Annotated in this window: 21 protein-coding genes; 17 read left to right on the forward strand and 4 right to left on the reverse strand. The window is 73.1% G+C overall.

Annotated elements, in window-relative coordinates:
- The first annotated feature begins 75 nt into the window (after positions 1 to 75).
- From ACZ3UD_RS33430 to ACZ3UD_RS33480, 11 genes are all read left to right on the forward strand, one after another.
- Positions 76 to 750 (forward strand): ArsR/SmtB family transcription factor, encoded by a 675-nt coding sequence (locus tag ACZ3UD_RS33430; RefSeq protein WP_465596362.1) that lies wholly within the window; start codon positions 76 to 78, stop codon positions 748 to 750.
- Positions 747 to 1484, forward strand: a complete 738-nt coding sequence (locus ACZ3UD_RS33435; protein WP_465596365.1) for an SRPBCC family protein — start codon at positions 747 to 749, stop codon at positions 1482 to 1484. Before ACZ3UD_RS33430 ends, ACZ3UD_RS33435 begins: the two co-directional genes overlap by 4 nt.
- Before the next feature lie 347 nt (positions 1485 to 1831).
- Positions 1832 to 2584 carry a dienelactone hydrolase family protein gene (locus ACZ3UD_RS33440; RefSeq protein ID WP_465596368.1) on the forward strand — a complete coding sequence of 251 codons (753 nt, stop codon included), beginning with the start codon at positions 1832 to 1834 and terminating at the stop codon, positions 2582 to 2584.
- Positions 2585 to 2972: 388 nt separating this feature from the next.
- Positions 2973 to 3170, forward strand: coding sequence for an urea transporter (locus ACZ3UD_RS33445; protein WP_465596371.1), 198 nt, complete (start codon positions 2973 to 2975; stop codon positions 3168 to 3170).
- Between the two features lie 82 nt (positions 3171 to 3252).
- Complete coding sequence (locus ACZ3UD_RS33450; RefSeq protein ID WP_316524538.1) at positions 3253 to 3558, forward strand: urease subunit gamma; 306 nt, start codon at positions 3253 to 3255, stop codon at positions 3556 to 3558.
- A gap of 3 nt (positions 3559 to 3561) precedes the next feature.
- Positions 3562 to 4425 (forward strand): sirohydrochlorin chelatase family protein, encoded by an 864-nt coding sequence (locus tag ACZ3UD_RS33455; protein ID WP_465596375.1) that lies wholly within the window; start codon positions 3562 to 3564, stop codon positions 4423 to 4425.
- A 23-nt stretch (positions 4426 to 4448) separates the two neighbouring features.
- Positions 4449 to 4925 (forward strand): urease subunit beta, encoded by a 477-nt coding sequence (locus ACZ3UD_RS33460; RefSeq protein ID WP_465596378.1) that lies wholly within the window; start codon positions 4449 to 4451, stop codon positions 4923 to 4925.
- Positions 4925 to 6649, forward strand: a complete 1725-nt coding sequence (gene ureC / locus ACZ3UD_RS33465) for an urease subunit alpha (RefSeq protein WP_402939342.1) — start codon at positions 4925 to 4927, stop codon at positions 6647 to 6649. The genes ACZ3UD_RS33460 and ureC overlap by 1 nt, the downstream gene beginning before the upstream one ends.
- Complete coding sequence (locus ACZ3UD_RS33470; protein WP_465596382.1) at positions 6646 to 7380, forward strand: urease accessory protein UreF; 735 nt, start codon at positions 6646 to 6648, stop codon at positions 7378 to 7380. Before ureC ends, ACZ3UD_RS33470 begins: the two co-directional genes overlap by 4 nt.
- A 40-nt stretch (positions 7381 to 7420) precedes the next feature.
- Positions 7421 to 8041, forward strand: coding sequence for an urease accessory protein UreG (gene ureG, locus ACZ3UD_RS33475; protein WP_465596385.1), 621 nt, complete (start codon positions 7421 to 7423; stop codon positions 8039 to 8041).
- The gene (locus tag ACZ3UD_RS33480) at positions 8038 to 9006 is read left to right on the forward strand and encodes an urease accessory protein UreD (protein ID WP_465596389.1); all 969 of its coding nucleotides are present in this window, start codon (positions 8038 to 8040) and stop codon (positions 9004 to 9006) included. Before ureG ends, ACZ3UD_RS33480 begins: the two co-directional genes overlap by 4 nt.
- Here the strand turns inward: ACZ3UD_RS33480 and ACZ3UD_RS33485 are convergent.
- Positions 9003 to 9470: a MarR family winged helix-turn-helix transcriptional regulator gene (locus tag ACZ3UD_RS33485; protein ID WP_387614433.1), complete on the reverse strand. Its 468-nt coding sequence runs from the start codon at positions 9468 to 9470 to the stop codon at positions 9003 to 9005. The genes ACZ3UD_RS33480 and ACZ3UD_RS33485 overlap by 4 nt on opposite strands.
- 70 nt (positions 9471 to 9540) lie before the next feature.
- Here ACZ3UD_RS33485 and ACZ3UD_RS33490 point away from each other — a divergent pair, with 70 nt between their 5' ends.
- The gene (locus tag ACZ3UD_RS33490; protein ID WP_465596393.1) at positions 9541 to 10410 is read left to right on the forward strand and encodes an NmrA family NAD(P)-binding protein; all 870 of its coding nucleotides are present in this window, start codon (positions 9541 to 9543) and stop codon (positions 10408 to 10410) included.
- 164 nt (positions 10411 to 10574) lie between these two features.
- Entirely contained in the window at positions 10575 to 10925 is a 351-nt protein-coding gene (locus tag ACZ3UD_RS33495; protein ID WP_465596396.1) for a hypothetical protein, read from the forward strand.
- Positions 10926 to 10936: 11 nt separating this feature from the next.
- Here the strand turns inward: ACZ3UD_RS33495 and ACZ3UD_RS33500 are convergent, their stop codons facing one another.
- Positions 10937 to 11383, reverse strand: coding sequence for a protein-tyrosine phosphatase family protein (locus ACZ3UD_RS33500; RefSeq protein WP_465596399.1), 447 nt, complete (start codon positions 11381 to 11383; stop codon positions 10937 to 10939).
- A 39-nt stretch (positions 11384 to 11422) separates the two neighbouring features.
- Positions 11423 to 12754: a helix-turn-helix transcriptional regulator gene (locus ACZ3UD_RS33505; RefSeq protein ID WP_465596402.1), complete on the reverse strand. Its 1332-nt coding sequence runs from the start codon at positions 12752 to 12754 to the stop codon at positions 11423 to 11425.
- Between the two features lie 149 nt (positions 12755 to 12903).
- On the opposite strand from ACZ3UD_RS33505, the gene ACZ3UD_RS33510 reads away from it, so the two are divergent.
- Positions 12904 to 13833 carry an NADP-dependent oxidoreductase gene (locus tag ACZ3UD_RS33510; RefSeq protein ID WP_465596405.1) on the forward strand — a complete coding sequence of 310 codons (930 nt, stop codon included), beginning with the start codon at positions 12904 to 12906 and terminating at the stop codon, positions 13831 to 13833.
- Between the two features lie 128 nt (positions 13834 to 13961).
- The gene (locus ACZ3UD_RS33515) at positions 13962 to 14738 is read left to right on the forward strand and encodes an SDR family NAD(P)-dependent oxidoreductase (protein WP_465596409.1); all 777 of its coding nucleotides are present in this window, start codon (positions 13962 to 13964) and stop codon (positions 14736 to 14738) included.
- Positions 14739 to 14776: 38 nt separating this feature from the next.
- Here the strand turns inward: ACZ3UD_RS33515 and ACZ3UD_RS33520 are convergent, their stop codons facing one another.
- Positions 14777 to 15670, reverse strand: coding sequence for an NAD(P)-dependent oxidoreductase (locus tag ACZ3UD_RS33520; RefSeq protein ID WP_465596412.1), 894 nt, complete (start codon positions 15668 to 15670; stop codon positions 14777 to 14779).
- 107 nt (positions 15671 to 15777) lie between these two features.
- Here ACZ3UD_RS33520 and ACZ3UD_RS33525 point away from each other — a divergent pair, with 107 nt between their 5' ends.
- Positions 15778 to 16212 carry a MerR family transcriptional regulator gene (locus tag ACZ3UD_RS33525; protein WP_465596415.1) on the forward strand — a complete coding sequence of 145 codons (435 nt, stop codon included), beginning with the start codon at positions 15778 to 15780 and terminating at the stop codon, positions 16210 to 16212.
- Positions 16213 to 16216: 4 nt separating this feature from the next.
- Complete coding sequence (locus ACZ3UD_RS33530; RefSeq protein ID WP_465596418.1) at positions 16217 to 16993, forward strand: GNAT family N-acetyltransferase; 777 nt, start codon at positions 16217 to 16219, stop codon at positions 16991 to 16993.
- Positions 16994 to 17088 lie beyond the last annotated feature (95 nt).

Below are 17088 nucleotides of genomic sequence, written 5' to 3' on the forward strand. Positions count from 1 at the left end.
CGGGCTGTCGACGGCGCTTCGACCGACAAGAATTCTGTCCTTGACAAATTTTCTTGTCGGTGTAACTCTGGAACCATGCTGGACGTCGCCGTGATCGAAGAACCCGCCGCGGCCGAGGCCTCCCTGGATCCGATACGGGCCCGGATCCTCGCCGCCCTGGCCGAACCCGGTTCGGCCGCCATGCTGGCCTCCCGCCTGGGGCTGCCCCGGCAGAAGGTCAACTACCACCTGAAGGAGTTGGAGCGGCACGAACTCGTCGAACTCGCCGAGGAACGGCGCAAGGGCAACGTCACCGAACGGGTGTACCGCGCCACCGCCGCCTCGTACGTGATCTCGCCGAGCGTCCTGGCCGCCGTGAGCCCGGACCCCTCGCGCTCGCCGGACCAGCTCTCCGCCCGCTGGCTGCTGGCGCTGGGGTCGCGGCTGGTGCAGGAGGTCGGGGCGCTGTTGACCGGGGCCTCCCGGGCCAGGAAGCGGGTCGCCACCTTCGGGATCGACGCGCAGGTGCGGTTCGCCTCGGCGGCCGACCGGGCGGCCTTCGCCGAGGAGCTGTCCCAGGCAGTGGCGACGCTGGTCAGCCGCTACCACGATGAGTCCGCCCCCGGGGGCCGTAGCCACCGGGTGGTCGTCGGGCTCCACCAGATCCCCGCGGCGTCACCCGCGTCGCCCGACGCCGCGTCCCCCGACGCGGTGGCCGCCGACCCGGCCGAGGACGCCGGGACCGAACCGGAACAGGAGAACCCCCGATGACCCACCCGTTCGAGATCGAGCTGAAGACGACCCTGCCGGCGAGCCCGGAGGAGGTCTGGGAGGCGATCGCCACCGGACCGGGACTCGACTCCTGGTTCATGGGCCGCAACGAACTCGACCCGCGTGAGGGCGGGGTCGCCGTCATGGACATCGGGGGCCACCGCGAGCAGGCGGTGATCACCGCCTACGAACCCGGCAAGCGCCTGGCCACCCGTACGGCCACCGGCGAGGACGGCCGGTTCATGGCCTTCGAGTACCTGGTCGAGGGGCGGGACGGCGGCAGCACCGTGCTCCGCGTCGTCCACAGCGGACTGCTCGGCGACGACTGGCAGGACGAGTACGACGCGCTGCGCCGCGGCTGGCCGTTCCACCTCAACACGCTCCGCGAGTACCTCGCCCACTTCCAAGGGCGCACCGCCGTACCGGTGTTCGCCGCCGCGCCGTCCGGCGGGCGGGCGGAACCGGAGGTGCGGGCGGCGCTCGCCGACGCCCTCGCGCTGCCGCTCCCGCTCACCGTGGGCGCGCCGGTCCACGCCGCGCCAGCCGGCCTGCCGCCGCTGGACGGCGAGGTGGTCTGGGCGGACGACGAGCGTTTCGAGGTCCGCTCCGCGGACGCGATTCACACCTTCCACCACGGCGGCGGCATGGTCCTGATGTTCCATCACCTGTTCGGTCCGGCGCCGGAAGGCATCGACGCGTCCTGGCAGCAGTGGCTGGCCGGGCTCCTCACCTGATTCCACCCGCCACCCTGAACCAGGCCCTCTCGGGCGCGGGCCTGATCGACCACTCTCACGCACGGCCGACTGGATGCCACCCGATCGAGCTGACGAACACTCCTGTGCACTTCCGCGCAAGCAGCTCACAACCCCTGCTGCTCGGCGCCGGCGAGCGCCTGTTCAGCAGCACGGGCAAGGACACCCAGAAGCTGAAGCCGCTGACGAGACCCGAAGGCGACACCCGAAGACGCGGCCCGAAGCAGCCTTCCCCGCCCCGGCCCCCGATGCGCCCACCGCGTGGTGACTATTGGCCAGGGCGGTGAAAGGGCAGGACTCGAACGTTTGTCGGGCACCATCATGAGGGGATGCACCTCACCTCTCACGCCTCCTCGAACGGCGTCACCCAGCACCGCTTCACCGTCGACGGCGTACCGGGCGTGCTCTGGCAGCCGGACGGATCCGCCCTGGACGCAAGGCCGTTGGTGCTGCTCGGGCACGGCGGCGGGCAGCACAGGCTGGGGCCGGGGGTGGTGGAGCGGGCCCGCAGATGCGTGACGCGGTACGGGTGGGCGGCGGTGTCGCTGGACGCCCCCGGGCACGGCGAGCGGGAGCGCACCGCGCAGGACGAGCGATTCGCCACGGAGATCGGGGAGTTGCTGGCGGCCGGGCGGCCGATCAGCGCGTGGGTGGCGCGGCACGCGGCGGTGCTCGCGGAGCGGGCCGTGCCCGAGTGGCGGGCGGTGCTGGACGCGCTCGACAAGGCCGCCGGCGGTCTCGGCCCGGTCGGCTACTGGGGGTTGTCGCTGGGCAGCGTGATCGGCATCCCGCTGGTCGCGGCCGAACCCCGCATCACCGCGGCGGTGTTCGGGCTGACCGGGCATGCGTCCCAGCTGGAGGCGGCGCGGCGGGTCGGGGTGCCGGTGCGGTTCGTGCTGCAGTGGGACGACGAACTCGTGCCGCGCGAGGGAGCGTTGGCGGTGTACGGCGCGCTGGGTTCGGCGGAGCGGACGCTGCACGCCAATCCCGGGGGCCACCTGGCGGTGCCCGACTTCGAGCTGGACTCCTCGGAGCGGTTCCTGCTCCGGAAGCTCGGCGCGCAGGCACCTGCAGCCGCCTGACGGAAACCGGCGCGAGTGCATCCAGGATCGAACACGTTTTCGCCACATCGGCATCTCGCTTCACAGGAGTGACGCGGCTTGGGGTGTCCGTATTGCCGGGGCGGGGGGAATTTGTCGCGAATTGGTTGGCGTGGGCACATTCCGAGGTCCGTTACCGGCAAGTAAAACTTCGCAAAGAATTGCCCCCTTCAGCCACTCACTGGGGGCGAATCTTCAACAGAATGTTGCAGCTCAGCGGCCCATCGGTCACTCACGGTTGATTTGGCGTAACGCCATGCGTCTATCCCGCTCGGCAATCCGCAGGAGTACGGTTCCCAACGAATCGCCGAACGGGCTCCCGAGCAATCTCCCGAGCCCCCCTCGGCCGTATCGGGAATTGGTGCGCTGCATGGCTCAACAAAGGGGTGGGGAAGGTGGGAGCGCGGCCTTCGCCGCACTCGGCGCGGCCGCCGCGACCGTGCTGACCCCGGCGCTCGGCGCGATCTCCGCCCCCTTCGGCGGCCACGCCTTCACCTGGCCGTTCGTCCTGACCACCATGCTGTTCCTGGCAGCGGTACCGGCGATTCCCCGGCTGCGTCGGGTCTGAGCGCGGTAGGCGCCGAACCCGGTCCTCCGCCGTCCAACTCCCTTGCATTTCATCGGATTCTCGGAAAGGACGAGTGATTCCCGTGAATCTCTCCCCGCGTGAGATGGACAAGCTCTACATCTACGTCGTGGCCGATCTGGCCCGTAAACGCCGCGACCGCGGCGTCAAGCTCAACTACAGCGAGGCCTGCGCGCTGATCAGCGAGGCGATCATGGAGGGCGCCCGGGACGGCCGCACGGTCGCCGAGTGCATGGAGATCGGCAAGCAGGTCGTCAGCGGCGCGGACGTCATGCCCGGCGTGCGCGAGATGCTGCCGCTGCTCCAGGTCGAGGCGGCGTTCCTGGACGGCACCAAGCTGGTCTCCTGCCACGACCCGGTGGGTGCCTGAGCCATGACCGCACGACAGGCCGCCGGGATCGGGCCCGCCACCGTCGTGCTGGCCGGCGGCCACGAGAGCGACGGCGGCCGCGACCTGGCCGCCCTGGTGGAGCACCGATCCACGGCGAACGGGCCCACCGTGCGCGCCGTCGCCGCCGCGGGCCGACCACTCGCCGAGGCCGTACGGTCGGCGCTGGCGGCCACCGACGGACCGGTGTGCGTCGTGCCGATGACGCTCGGGCGCGACCCCGAGCTGGTCGCCGACACCGCCCGCGCCCTGCGCTGGCTGGCGGTCGACCAGGGCCGGGGACGGCTCGCCCTCACCGCCCCCTTCGGCGCCGCCGAGCACCTGATCGGCTGGCTGCGCGCCGCGGCCGGAGCCGGCGGCGAGGGCGCCGTACTGGTCACCGCCCCGGCGGCCGGCCCCTTCGAGGACGCCGAACTGTTCCGGATCGCCCGCCTGGTCCGCCAGTACGGTCGCCACCGCTGGGTCGAGGTGGCCCTCGCGAGCGGCGACCCGGACCCCGCCGAGGGCGCCGAGCGCTGCCGGCTGCTCGGGGCGGCCGAGGTGACGGCCGTCCCGGCCTCCTTCGGTCCGGCGCTGCGCACCGCCCTGCCCGGCGTACGGGACGGCGGTCCGCTGCTGCGGCCGTCCGCGATCGCCGGGGTGGTCGCGGCCCGGACGGCGGCGGCGCTGCACCTGCTGGGCCACGGCGAGGACGGCATCGCGGCCGGCCTCGACGCCGAGCACGGGCACGGCTACGCCCACAGTCACGGGCCCGGCGAGGCGCACTCCCACGGCCACCGCCACAGCCACCCCCACACGGACCAACACCCCCACACCCCCGCACACACCCCCGCACACACCCCCCACTGAACCGGCAGAGAGGAAGGCCAACCATGGCTGGTGGCGCCAAATACCTGTACGGCGACGACCCGGTGGAGATCAACGCCGGCCGCGCCAAGGCCGTCATCACGGTCAGCAACACGGGTGACCGGGCGATCCAGGTCGGTTCCCACTACCACTTCTTCGAGGCCAACCGCGCCCTCGACTTCGACCGCAACGCGGCCTTCGGCAAGCACCTGGACATCCCGGCGGGCACCGCCGTCCGCTTCGAGCCCGGCGTCACCTTGGACGTCACGCTGGCCGAGTTCGGCGGCCACCGCCGCCTGGTCGGCTTCAGCAACCTCGTGGACGGCGGCACCACCGCGCCCGCCACCCGCGCCCGCGCCATCGACCGGGCGATCGCCCTCGGCTTCAAGGGCACCAACCTCGACCTCAAGGAAGACCACCCCCGCGCGGACTTCCACACCGAGAGCCGCGAGGACCGCGCGAACCTCGCGAACCGCGAGAACCGCAAGGAAGGCGACCGCTGATGGCCATCCTGTCCCGCAAGCAGTACACCGACCTCTTCGGCCCCACCGTCGGCGACCGCTTCCACCTCGCCGACACCAACCTCGTGGTCGAGATCGAGCAGGACCACAACCAGGGCCACTACGGCGACGAGGCCGTCTACGGCGGCGGCAAGGGCATCCGCGACGGCATGGCCCAGGACCCGGCCGCCACCTCCGTGCAGGGCGCGCTCGACCTGGTCATCACCAACGTGATCGTCATGGACCCGGTGCTCGGCGTCGTCAAGGGCGACATCGGCGTCAAGGACGGCTTCATCACCGCCGTCGGCAAGGCCGGCAACCCGCACACCCAGAGCGGGGTGCACCCCCGGCTGGTGATCGGCCCCGGCACCGAGGTGATCTCCGGCGAGCACCTGATCGCCACCGCCGGCGGCATCGACACCCACATCCACTTCATCGCCCCGCAGCAGGTCCAGGAGGCGCTGAGCAACGGCATCACCACCCTGATCGGCGGCGGCACCGGCCCGTCCGACGGCACCAACGGGACCACCTGCACCCCCGGCCCGTGGAACATCGGGCGGATGTACCAGGCGGTCGAGGACCTCCCGGTCAACGTCGGTCTGCTCGGCAAGGGCAACGGCTCGCTGCCGGGCGCGCTGCGCGAGCAGGTCGAGGCGGGCGTGTGCGGCCTCAAGGTGCACGAGGACTGGGGCAGCACCCCGGCCGCGATCGACAGTGCGCTGGGCGTCGCCGACGAGTACGACGTGCAGGTGGCCATCCACACCGACACCCTGAACGAGTCCGGCTACTTCGAGGACACCCTCTCCGCGATCGACGGCCGCACCATCCACACCTTCCACACCGAGGGCGCGGGCGGCGGCCACGCCCCCGACATCATGCGGATCGCCGGCGAGCCCAACGTGCTGCCGTCCTCCACCAACCCGACGCTGCCCTACACCGTCAACTCGGTGGACGAGCTGCTGGACATGGTGATGGTCTGCCACCACCTCAGCCACGACATCCCCGAGGACGTCTCCTTCGCCGACTCCCGGGTGCGCGCCGAGACCATCGCCGCCGAGACCGTGCTGCACGACGAGGGCGTGATCTCGATCTTCTCCTCCGACTCGCAGGCCATGGGCCGGATCGGGGAGTCCTTCACCCGCGCCTTCCAGACCGCCCACCACTGCAAGGAGCAGCGCGGCAAGCTGGCCGGCGACACCGAGCGCAACGACAACTTCCGCGTCCTGCGCTACCTCGCCAAGCTCACCATCAACCCGGCCGTCGCCTCCGGCACCGCCGACCACATCGGCTCGCTGGAGCCCGGCAAGCTGGCCGACATCGTGCTCTGGCCGATCAACTCCTTCGCCGCCAAGCCCAAGATGGTCATCAAGGGCGGCGTGATCAACTGGGCCCTGATGGGCGACCCGAACGCCTCGCTGCCCACCCCGCAGCCGGTCTACTACCGCCCGATGTTCGGCGCGTACGGGCGGGCCAAGCAGGCCACCCGGGTCTCGTTCATGTCCCAGGCCGCCGTGGACCTCGGCGTCCCGGCCCAACTCGGGCTGGACAGCCGGGTGTTGCCGGTGCGGCGGTGCCGCTCGGTGGGCAAGCAGCACATGGTGCGCAACGACGCGCTGCCGAAGATCGCGGTCGACCCGGAGACGTACAAGGTCACCCTGGATGGCGAACCGGCCACCATCGAGCCCGCCCGTGAGCTGCCGCTCAACCACCTGTTCTACCTCGCGTGAGCATCGCCTCGGGCACGGCCTCGGGCTCGGGCTCGGACTCGGGCAACGGCCTGGACGCCCTGCTGGTCAGCCTCCAACTGACCGACTCCGCCTTTCCCAGCGGCTTCTACACCCTCTCGCACGGTCTGGAGGGCTACGCCCAGGCCAAGGCCGTCACCCCGGACACCATGCCCGAGCTGCTCGCCGACCTGCTGCGGCACAGCGTCGGACCGTCCGACGCCACGGCGCTGGCGCTGGCCCACCGGGCCGCCTCGGCCGGGGACTGGCGGCTGCTGGCCGAGACCGACCAGCGGCTGCACGCCACCAAGCTCAACCGCGAACTGAGGCTGGCCGCCACCCGTACCGGGCGCCAACTCCTGGACATCGCCCGGGAGTCGGTGGGCGGCGAGCCGCTGGAGCGGTACGCCGAACTGGTGGCCGCCAGGCGGGCCCCCGGCTGCCAGGCGGTGGCGGCCGGGGTCGCCTACGCCTCGGCCGCCGTCCCCGTCGAACAGGCCGTCGCCAGCGATCTGTTCGCCTTCTGCACCAGCTTCGTCGGCGCCGCCCTGCGGCTGCGGCTGACCGACCACCGCAAGGCGCAGGTGGCGCTGCGGGCCGTGGCGCCGGTGATCCGGGAGGTGGTGGCGGCTGCCCTGGTGCGGGAGTCGGCCGACCTCGGCGGCTGCGTGCCGGTCGCGGACGCGATGTCCGGGCGGCACGAGCGGGCCGAGGCCCGGCTGTTCGCGAGCTGAACCCCCTTCGTACGCAAGCAAGCAGAGGAGACCAGACAGCATGACCGAGAACGTGCTCCGGGTGGGCATCGGCGGCCCGGTCGGCTCCGGCAAGACGGCGCTGATCGAGGCGCTCGTCCCGGTGCTGATCGCGCGCGGCCACCGCCCGGCGGTCATCACCAACGACATCTACACCCAGGAGGACGCCCAGCACGTGCGCCGCACCCTTGCCGGGGTGCTCGACCCGGAGCGGGTGGTCGGCGTGGAGACCGGCGCCTGCCCGCACACCGCCGTACGGGACGACCCGACGATGAACCTGGCGGCCGGGGCCGAGATGCTGGAGCGATTCCCGGACGTCGACACCCTGCTGTACGAGTCCGGCGGCGACAACCTGACCCTGACCTTCAGCCCGGTGCTGGTCGACCTCTTCCTGTTCGTCCTGGACACCGCCGAGGGCGAGAAGATGCCCCGCAAGCGCGGCCCGGGCATCACCGAGTCCGAGCTGCTGGTCATCAACAAGATCGACATCGCCCAGTACGTCCGCGCCGATCTCGGCATCATGGAGTCCGACGCCCGGCGGGTCCGGGAGGGCGGGCCGGTGGTGCTCACCAACTGCCTGACGGGGGAGGGTCTGGAGGAGATCGCGAGCTTCCTGGAGACCTTCCGGAAGGTCCCGGCGTGACCGTCCTGGCGCAGGGGTCGGTGCCCCCGCAGGGGTCGGTGCCCCGGCTCGACCCCCGGCACTACGAGCCGGCCCGCGTCCCGTACGAGGTCCGCCGGCACGCCGGGACGCCCGACACCCTCGCGGTCGGGCGCCCCGGCAAGGTCGGGCTGCTGGAGCTGGCCTTCGAGCGGATCGGCGGGCGCACCGAACTCACCGGCCACTACCAGAAGTCGCCGCTGCAGATCATGCGCCCGCTCTACTTCGACCCGGCCCGCCCGGACCTCGCCGTCACCTTCCTGATGTCCACCGGCGGCGGCATCCTTCAAGCCGACCGGCTGCGCACGGACATCCGCTGCGGCGCCGACACGGCGGTGCACCTGACCACCCAGGCGGCCACCAAGGTCTACCGGATGGAGCACGACTACGCGACCCAGCTCGTCAACCTCTCGGCCGGGCCGGGCTCCTACGTCGAGTACCTGCCCGAGCCGGTGATCCCCTTCGTCGACTCGCGGTTCTACCAGCGGACGGTGCTGACCGTGGACGCCGGTGCGACCGTGGTCGCCGGGGAGACCCTGCTCGCCGGCCGGCTCGCCCGGGGCGAGCGGAACGCCTACCGGGTGTTCGCCTCGGACCTCGAAGTGCGGCGCCCCGACGGGGAGCTGGTGGCCCTGGATACGGTGCGGCTGGAGCCCGCGGGCGGTGGCGTCGCCGGTCCGGCCGTGCTCGGCGGGTACGACGTGATGTCCAGCCTGTACGTGCTCAGCCCGCTCGCCCCGGCGGCGCGGATCGCGGACGTGCTGCACGAGGCGCTGGCCGACCGCGGCCTGCTGTGCGGGGTCAGCGTGCTGCCGCAGGACGGCGGCGCCTGGCTGCGACTGCTCGGCTCGGACTCCCGGGCCTGCGCGGCCGCGCTGCGGACGGCGTGGGACGCGGTGCGGCGGCTGCTGATCGGGGTTCCGGCGCCGGACCTGCGGAAGACCTAGAGGTCCTTGTCGGCGAGGCGGGCGATCTGCCGGTGGCTGAGGTCCACCGTGCGGTTCATGTGCTTGAGCAGGAAGGCGAGTTCGTCCTCGCTGTCCTCGGCGAAGATCGCCACCCAGTCGGTGCTGAGGGCGCGCCACACCTCCCCGAAGCGCTCCAGCGCCTCGGGGAGGACGGCCACCAGCACCCGGCGGCGGTCCGCCTCGTCCCGCTGCCGGGCCACCAGGCCCGCCTTCTCCAGCCGGTCGACCAGCCGGGTCGCCGAGCCGCTGGTGAGGCCGGTCAGCTCGGCGATCCGACCGGTGGTGACCGGGCCGTCCTCCAGGGTGAGCAGGTTCAGGCACTGGACGTCGGTCGGGTGCATGCCGAGGTGGTCGGCGACGGCCTGGTTGAACAGCACGTAGGAGGCCAGGTAACGGCGCGAGACCGGCCACAGCTGCGCCATCAGTTCGTCGCGGGTGGTCATGGGGGGAAGGGTAGTCGGGTTCCCGATAAATAGTTGTGCGGCGCAGGTGTTTTTCTCTATTTTTATCTGCATGACGCAGATAACTGAGTTTCCTGTCGCCGTCACGGGTGCCACCGGCGCCCAGGGCGGAGCCACCGCCCGCGCACTGCTGAGCGCGGGCCGTCCCGTCCGGGCGCTGACCCGTGCCGTCGACTCCCCGGCCGCCCGTGAACTCTCCGCCCTCGGCGCCGACTTGGTGCGCGCCGACTTCGACAACCCGGCCTCGCTGGCCGCCGCGCTGGACGGCGCGGGCGCGCTGTTCGCGATGTCCACCCCGTTCGGGACGGACCTCGACACCGAGGTCCGCCAGGGCATCGCCCTGCTCGACGCGGCGGCCGCCGCCGGCGTACGGCACGTGGTCTTCACCTCCGCCACCAACGCCGACCGCTCCACCGGCATCCCGCACTTCGACACCAAGCAGCGCATCGAACAGCACCTCGCCGGCCTGGACCTGCCCTGGACCGTCATCGGCCCGGCCGCCTTCCTGGACAACTACGCCAACGACTGGACCCTCCAGTCCCTGCGTGAGGGCGTCTTCCACCTCCCCATGCCGCCCGGCGTCCCCCTCCCGGTGATCTCGGCCGAAACCATCGGCGCCTTCGCCGCCCACGTCCTCACCCACCCCGGGGCCTACCCGGGCCGCCGCATCGACATCGCCTCTCAGTGGTGCACCGGCGAACAGATCGCCGCCGCCATCGCCGCCGCGAGCGGACGCCCGATCCGCTGCGAGGAGGTGCCGCTGACCGTCGTCGAGATCTACTCCGAGGATCTGGCCGCGATGTTCCGCTACTTCCAGGAGCCCGGCCTCGACGTCGACACCGCCGCCCTGCACGCCGCCCACCCTGGAATCCACTGGCAGACGGTGGAGGAGTGGGCGGCCGGGCAGCCCTGGGAGCTGTGAACGGACGGCGAGGTCGAGCCTCGTCCGGTGAAGGGGGTGGCCACCATACGGCCTCCACGCGCAGCACACGCCCGACAGCCCTGGCGGATCCACGAGTTCGCCGGGGACGTCCGGATCGAGGACGTCTGGTCCTGCCGACGGTGCCGCGGGCGTATCGTCGCGGGGTGGCGCAGAGGACACCGCGCAGCATCCACGTCGACGGCCGTGACTACCGCTGGGTGGTCCGCTTCCGCGACGGCGCGCACGTGGACGTGCGCGTCTGGCTCGACGCCGAGGGCGGGCCGTTCCGGCCACTCGTCGTGACGCGGCGCTTCGACGACCCCTGGCCGCACTACGGGGTGCTGCTGACGGCTCCGCCCGAGCGGATCGCCGAGGTGTTCCAGCTGGAACCCGTCACCCCGGCGCTCATCGCCGACCTCGTCCGGGCGGGCCTGGCCGCCGGGTGGCGGCCGGAGGAGACGGGGGCGCAGCTGCGCTTCACGATGACGGGGTACTCGCTCGTCCGGGAGCCGTGAGCGGGCCCGGGTCAGCCGGTCCAGCGCTCCACGAACTTGCGTTGCCAGGGCGTCTCCACCGCGTGCGGGCTGTAGTGCTCCCGGACGTACGCGACGGCCTCCGCCGCCGGGACGCCGTCCAGCACCGCGACGCAGGCGAGGGCGGTGCCGGTACGGCCGCGCCCGCCCGCACAGGCGAGTTCGACGCGCTCGACGGCGCAGCGCTCCCAGGCCTCGCGGAAGGCGTCGGCCGCGTCGGCGCGGTCGGCGGGCAGCCGGAAGTCCGGCCAGCGCACCCAGCGGGCCTCCCAACCGGAGGTCTTCGGCGGGCGGCCCAACAGGTAGACCCCGAAGGTGGGCCGAGGACCGGGCGGCAGAGGCGTCAGCACTCCGCGGCCGCGCAGCAGCCGCCCGGAGGGCAGGCGGAGCACGCCAGGGGCGGCGGGATCCCAGGTGGTCGGCAGTGGGTGGTCGGTCATGCCGTCTGATCTATCAGATTCCGGCGCGTCCCACGAGCTTCACGATGCCACGTGCAGCTGCGGCGCCCCCGGCAGGCCCGCCCGGTGGGCGAGGGCAGCCGCCTCGCCGCGGGAGGCGACGCCCAACTTGGCCAGGATGTTGGCCACATGGAACTTCACCGTGGACTCGCTGATGTGCAGTGCGGTGGCGATGTCCCGGTTGCGGCGGCCCTGGGCGAGCTGGTCGAGGACCTCCAGCTCGCGCGGCTGGAGCCCGTCCAGCGGGTCGGTGACCGTCGCGGGCGAGGGCAGGGCGAGCGGCAGGTCGACGGTGACGGTGGTGCCCCAGCCGGGGACGGCCTCGACGGTGTAGCGGCCGCCGAGGGCGGCGATCCGGTCGGCCGTGCGGTGGACGGTCAGGGCGTCGGCGCAGAGCAGGCCGAGGCCGTCGTCACGGACCACGGCGCGCAGCGAACCGCCGCTCGTGAACTGCCAACTCACGTGCAGCCGGGTTGGTTTGTCCTGTTCCAGCATCAGCAGGACGGCCACCCGGACGGCGTCGCGCGCGGTGTGCGCGGTGTCCGCCGGGACGGACCGGGCGGCGTCCGACGGCGGTGCGAGGTCCAACCGGACCCGGGTGTGCCGCAGCAGCGGGCGCAGCTCGCGGGCGAGCCGGGCGAAGGCGGCGTCGGCGGGCTCCTCGCTGAGCGCGCGGTCCAGGTCGGCGCCCCGGCGCAGGTCGAGCAGGGCGGTGACGGCCAGCTCGGTGGCGGCGCGGCGGGCGGCCGCGTCGTCCAGGTCGGCCGAGCGCAGCGGCGCCAGGATCGCGCTCAGCGCGGCGCTGTGGGTGCCGGTGAACTCGGCGATGGCCCGGGCGCGGGCGTTGGCGGCGGCGCGGGAGACCGCCGCGTGGGTGGGGTCTGCGTCGGTGGCGCGGTGGTCGGAGTGGGTGATCACCAGGTCGCACAGCTGCTGGAGGACGGCGAGCGCGCCCGGCGCCACCGGTTCGGTGCTCATCCGGACGAGCACCAGGACCGCTCCCTTGCCGTCGCCCGGCGCCGCCGAGACCACCACCACCGGCCGGGTACGGCCCGCGAGTTCGGCCTCGCCCTGCCAGGGCCTGCCGGTCGCGGTCGTTTCGGCCGCGCGGTCGGCCAGCTGGGCCAGTTCCAGGCCGCTGATGCCCTCGGCCAGCTCGGGCGGGCCGTAGCTGTGGGTGGGCGAGTAGGTGCAGACGCCGCTGAGTTGCGCGATCGCCGCGTGCGGGACCAGGGTGCCGACCACCTCCGACAGGCGCGGCAGTACATCCGGCCGGGGTGCGCGCAGCACCTCGACGGCCCGCGCCAGCGCGTCCTCGGGGCGGCCCCAGTGCTCCTGCCAGGTCTCGTCCATGCCGTCCAGCCTAGTCCGGGAGTCGATGCCGACCGCCCGTCCGTTCGGCCAGGTCGAACTGTCCGAACGGCTGGCCTGGCGCCCGCTGCCCCCGCCGCAGGATGGAGCCGTCGGAAGCATGCAACTCACCGAAACCCCAAGGATCTTCCATGACCAAGGCGATCGCCTTCCCGCAGTACGGCGGCGCGGACGTGCTGCGCACCATCGACATCGAGCTGCCCGCCCCCGGGCCCGGCCAGGTCCGGGTCGCGGTCCGCGCGGTGGGTGTCAACCCGATCGACCACAAGCAGCGCAGCGGCGAGCTGGACTCGCTCTTCCCGGCCGCCTTCCCCGCCGTGCCCGGCTACGAGGTGTCCGGCGTGGTGGAGGCGGTCGGCGCGGACGTGACCGGCTTCGCGCCCGGCGACGAGGTGTTCGGCGGCCTGATGGGCGGCGGCTACGCCGAGCAGGCGCTGGTCGACGCGGACCAGCTGGCGCACAAGCCCGCCACGCTGAGCTGGGAGGAGGCCGCCGCGCTCCCGGTGGCGGCCGAGACCAGCGAGCGGGCGCTGGACGTCCTCGGCGTCCGGCCGGGGGAGACCCTGCTGGTGCACGGTGCGGCCGGCGGGGTCGGCACCGTGCTGCTGCAGTTCGCCCGGGCGCGCGGCATCACCGTGGTCGGTACCGCGAGCGAGGCCAACCACGCCCACCTGCGCGAACTCGGCGCGATCCCGGTGACGTACGGCGAGGGCCTGGCCGAGCGGGTGCGGGCGGCCGCCCCGGGCGGGGTGGACCGGGCGCTGGACGCGGCCGGGCAGGGCGGGGTGCTGCCACTGTCGATCGAGCTGACGGGCAGTGCGGACCGGGTGGTGACGATCGCGGACTTCGCGAACGCCGCGCAGTACGGCGTCCGCTTCACCGGCGGCGCCGAGGGCGTCGAGTCCTACCACCGGCGCGGTTACGCCGCCGCGCTCGCCCTGCACGAGGCGGGCACCCTGCGGCTGCCGCTGCACCGGGTGTTCCCGCTGGCGGAGGCGGCCGAGGCGCAGCGGGTCAGCGAGCGTGGGCACCTGCGCGGCAAGATCGTCCTCACGGTCTGATCCGTCCGCACGCCTGTGCCTCCTCCGTACCGCGCCCGTACCTCCCCCGTGCCGCGCCGCTGACGCACCGGACGCGGGATCGCCGCGGAACCCCGATTTCCCCCGCCGCGGTCGGTAGAGTCCCGCCCATGGTGACTCTGAACGCGGCGGGGCGGTTGGCCGGGCGCTCGTGCGTGGTGACCGGGGCGGCCAGCGGCATCGGCAGGGCCGTGGCCGAGCGGTTCGTCCGGGAGGGCGCGTCGGTGGTCGCCACCGATGTGGACGCCGAGGGGCTGCGCCGGCTGGCGGAGCAACTGCCGGGCGCCGTCAGCACGGTGGTGGGTGACGTGTCCCGGGACGAGGACGCCCGGCGGATGGTCGACGCGGCCGTCGAGCGGTACGGGCGGCTGGACGTGCTGGTGGCCAATGCCGGGGTGATCCCGCTGATGGAGATCACCGAGGCCACCGCCGAGGACTGGGACCAGGTGATGGCCGTCGACGGCCGGGGCATGTTCCTCACCTGCAAGTACGCGATCCAGGCGATGACCGCGCAGGAGCGGCCCGGCGGCTCGATCGTGTGCCTGTCCTCGATCTCCGGCGAGGCCGGCCAGCGCGGCCAGGCGGTGTACGGGCCCGCCAAGTTCGTCGCCTCGGGGCTGACCAAGCACCTCGCCGTCGAGTGGGCCGACCGCGGGATCAGGGTCAACGCCGTCGCTCCGGGCACCATCTCCACCGAGCGGGTGGCTCGGCTGCGGGACGAGCCCGGCGGGCCCGAGTACCTGGAGGCGATCGAGAAGCTGCACCCGATGGGGCGGCTCGGCGACCCGGCCGAGGTCGCGGCCGCCGTCCTTTTCCTCGCCTCGGACGACGCCTCCTTCGTCACCGGGGCGGTGCTGCCGGTCGACGGCGGGTACCTGGCGCAGTAGCGCACCTGGAGAGTGAACGGCGAGGCCGTGTCTGACGGTTAGCGGCCGAACAGCTCGACCAGGGACGACACCCCGTCCGCGCCGTGCCCCGCCGCCACCGCCCGCCGGGTGACCGCGAGCGCGGCGTCCAGGACGGAGGTGTCCAGGCCGCGGCTGCGGGCGGTGTGGGCGACGTGCTCCAGCCCGGCCGCGGCGGAGGCCACGCTGCTGCGGTCGCCCGGGTGGTGGCGGTCGTCCGCGCGCTGGGCGAAGTCCTCCATCAGCGGTGGCAGAATGTGCGGCAACCCCTGGGCGTACGGGGCGAGTTCAGCGCCGCTGATGCCCTCGGCGCGGGCCAGTGCCAGGGCGTGGAGGTAGCCGTGCACGGTGGTCCAGAACAGGTCCAGCAGGGCCGCGTCGAAGGCCGCCGCCCGCCCCGGGTCCGCGCCCACGTGGCGTACGGCGCCGAGGGTTCGGAGCGTCGCCTCGTGCGCGGCGAAGGCCTCCGGGTCGCCGCTGAGCAGGACGGTGCCCTCCGGGCGGCCGATGGTCGGGGTGGGGGTGAGGATCGCGGCGTCGAGGAGCCGGAAGCCCCGGGTCTCGGCGTCGGTGGCATTGGCCCGGGCGTCCTCCGGCGTGATCGAGGTGGCGTTGACGACGGCGCGGCCGCGCAGCGCCTGCCCGGCGGCGTCCAGTACGGCCCGGGCGGCCGGCTGGTCGCGGACGCAGAGCAGGACGAGCGGGGCGTCCGTCACGGCCCCGGCGGCGCTTGCGGCCGGTCGCGCGCCGGAGGCGAGCAGTTCGGTGTCCCGGCCCGGGGTGCGGTTCCAGACGGTGACGGGATGGCCGGCGGCCAGCAGCGCCGCGGCCAGCGCCCGGCCCATCGGGCCCAGACCGAGGACGGCAACCGCGGTGCGGGCAGGGGTGATTGAGGAAGATCGTTCGTTCGGCACGGCGGTTACGCTAGACCTTCACGCCGACGGCAGAGTCAAGCCGACGAGTACGGCGGCGAGCCGTGCCCAGGGGAACCGCCAGGGGAACGACCATCGGAGGTGTCGCGATGCGGATCGGAGAGCTCGCCCGGCGGACGGGGGCCACCCCGCGCGCCCTGCGCTACTACGAGGAGCAGGGGCTGCTCACCCCCGAGCGCCGTCCGAGCGGCTACCGCGAGTACGGCGAGCGGGACGTGGACACCGTCCACGGCATCCGCACCCTGCTCGCGGCCGGCCTCAACAGCGCCGTGATCGCCGAGATCCTCCCGGGCCTGCCGCTGCCGGGGCGCCGCCGCCCCGGTCCGACCTGCCCGGAGCTGCTGAACGGTCTGGCCCGGGAGCGAGCCCGGATCACCCGGCAACTGGACGAACTCGCAGCCGCGCGGGCGCTGTTGGACGCCGTCATGGGCGCGGAGGCGCCGAGCGAGCTGATCCGCATGCCGAGGGCCGACACGACGGGACGGAAAACCGGTGGCGCGCACCGGCCGGCCGTGCTGGAGTGATCGGATGGATCATGATCACGTACTCGCCCTGTTCGACCAGCGGATCCGGCGCGACGTGCGGCCCGACGGCCCCGGGGTCCGCGTCGAGCACGACGGCGCCGTGGTGCGCCAGGTGGGCGGGGAGCACGCCTGGAACGGCATCGTCTGGTCGGGCCTCGACGAGGCCGGATCGGACGATGCGATCGCCGCACAGGTGCGCTACTTCACCGAACTGGGGCTGGAGTTCGAGTGGAAGACCTACAGCCATGACCGCCCCGCCGACCTCGGGCAGCGGCTGCTGGCGGCCGGGTTCACGGCCGAGCCGGACGAGGCGCTGATGATCGCCCGGATCGAGGACCTGCCCACCGACCCGGTGCTGCCCGAAGGCGTCCGGCTCGAGCCGGTGACCGGCCCGGCCGGGGTGGACCTCATGGTGGCGGTCCACGAGCAGGCCTTCGGCAAAGAGTTCCCCGCCTTGCGCGAACGGATCCTCGACCACCTCCGGCACAACTCGGAGACGCTCAGCATGGTCCTCGCGATGGCCGGCGACCAGCCGGTGAGCGCGGCCCGGATGGAGCTGACCCCGGGCACCGGCTTCGCGGGCCTGTGGGGCGGCGGCACGGTGCCCGGCTGGCGAGGCCGCGGCATCTACCGCGCCCTGGTGGCCCACCGCGCCCGCCTCGCCGCCGACCTCGGCTACGAGTACCTCCAGGTCGACGCGAGCGACCAGAGCCGCCCCATCCTGGAGCGTCTCGGCTTCGCGCGGCTGAGTACCACCACGCCGTACGTGTACCAGCCGTAGGAAAAGGTGCCCCTATGGTTTTCGTCAAGCGGCGGTGACGGCCGGGGGTTCATAGAGGGTGCCGTCTCGGAGCATGGCGAAGAGCACGTCGATGC

Source organism: Kitasatospora sp. NPDC023118 (genome assembly GCF_055560875.1).

Excerpts from the sequence above, each read along its gene's own strand:
- ACZ3UD_RS33435 (WP_465596365.1), top strand. The coding sequence starts at position 747 with ATGACCCACCCGTTCGAGATCGAGCTGAAGACGACCCTGCCGGCGAGC.
- ACZ3UD_RS33530 (WP_465596418.1), top strand. The coding sequence starts at position 16,217 with ATGGATCATGATCACGTACTCGCCCTGTTCGACCAGCGGATCCGGCGC.
- ACZ3UD_RS33490 (WP_465596393.1), top strand. The coding sequence starts at position 9,541 with ATGACGCAGATAACTGAGTTTCCTGTCGCCGTCACGGGTGCCACCGGC.
- ACZ3UD_RS33505 (WP_465596402.1), bottom strand. The coding sequence starts at position 12,754 with ATGGACGAGACCTGGCAGGAGCACTGGGGCCGCCCCGAGGACGCGCTG.
- ACZ3UD_RS33510 (WP_465596405.1), top strand. The coding sequence starts at position 12,904 with ATGACCAAGGCGATCGCCTTCCCGCAGTACGGCGGCGCGGACGTGCTG.
- ACZ3UD_RS33445 (WP_465596371.1), top strand. The coding sequence starts at position 2,973 with ATGGCTCAACAAAGGGGTGGGGAAGGTGGGAGCGCGGCCTTCGCCGCA.
- ACZ3UD_RS33525 (WP_465596415.1), top strand. The coding sequence starts at position 15,778 with ATGCGGATCGGAGAGCTCGCCCGGCGGACGGGGGCCACCCCGCGCGCC.
- ACZ3UD_RS33460 (WP_465596378.1), top strand. The coding sequence starts at position 4,449 with ATGGCTGGTGGCGCCAAATACCTGTACGGCGACGACCCGGTGGAGATC.
- ACZ3UD_RS33455 (WP_465596375.1), top strand. The coding sequence starts at position 3,562 with ATGACCGCACGACAGGCCGCCGGGATCGGGCCCGCCACCGTCGTGCTG.
- ACZ3UD_RS33515 (WP_465596409.1), top strand. The coding sequence starts at position 13,962 with ATGGTGACTCTGAACGCGGCGGGGCGGTTGGCCGGGCGCTCGTGCGTG.
- ACZ3UD_RS33500 (WP_465596399.1), bottom strand. The coding sequence starts at position 11,383 with ATGACCGACCACCCACTGCCGACCACCTGGGATCCCGCCGCCCCTGGC.
- ACZ3UD_RS33430 (WP_465596362.1), top strand. The coding sequence starts at position 76 with ATGCTGGACGTCGCCGTGATCGAAGAACCCGCCGCGGCCGAGGCCTCC.
- ACZ3UD_RS33485 (WP_387614433.1), bottom strand. The coding sequence starts at position 9,470 with ATGACCACCCGCGACGAACTGATGGCGCAGCTGTGGCCGGTCTCGCGC.
- ureG (WP_465596385.1), top strand. The coding sequence starts at position 7,421 with ATGACCGAGAACGTGCTCCGGGTGGGCATCGGCGGCCCGGTCGGCTCC.
- ACZ3UD_RS33440 (WP_465596368.1), top strand. The coding sequence starts at position 1,832 with ATGCACCTCACCTCTCACGCCTCCTCGAACGGCGTCACCCAGCACCGC.
- ureC (WP_402939342.1), top strand. The coding sequence starts at position 4,925 with ATGGCCATCCTGTCCCGCAAGCAGTACACCGACCTCTTCGGCCCCACC.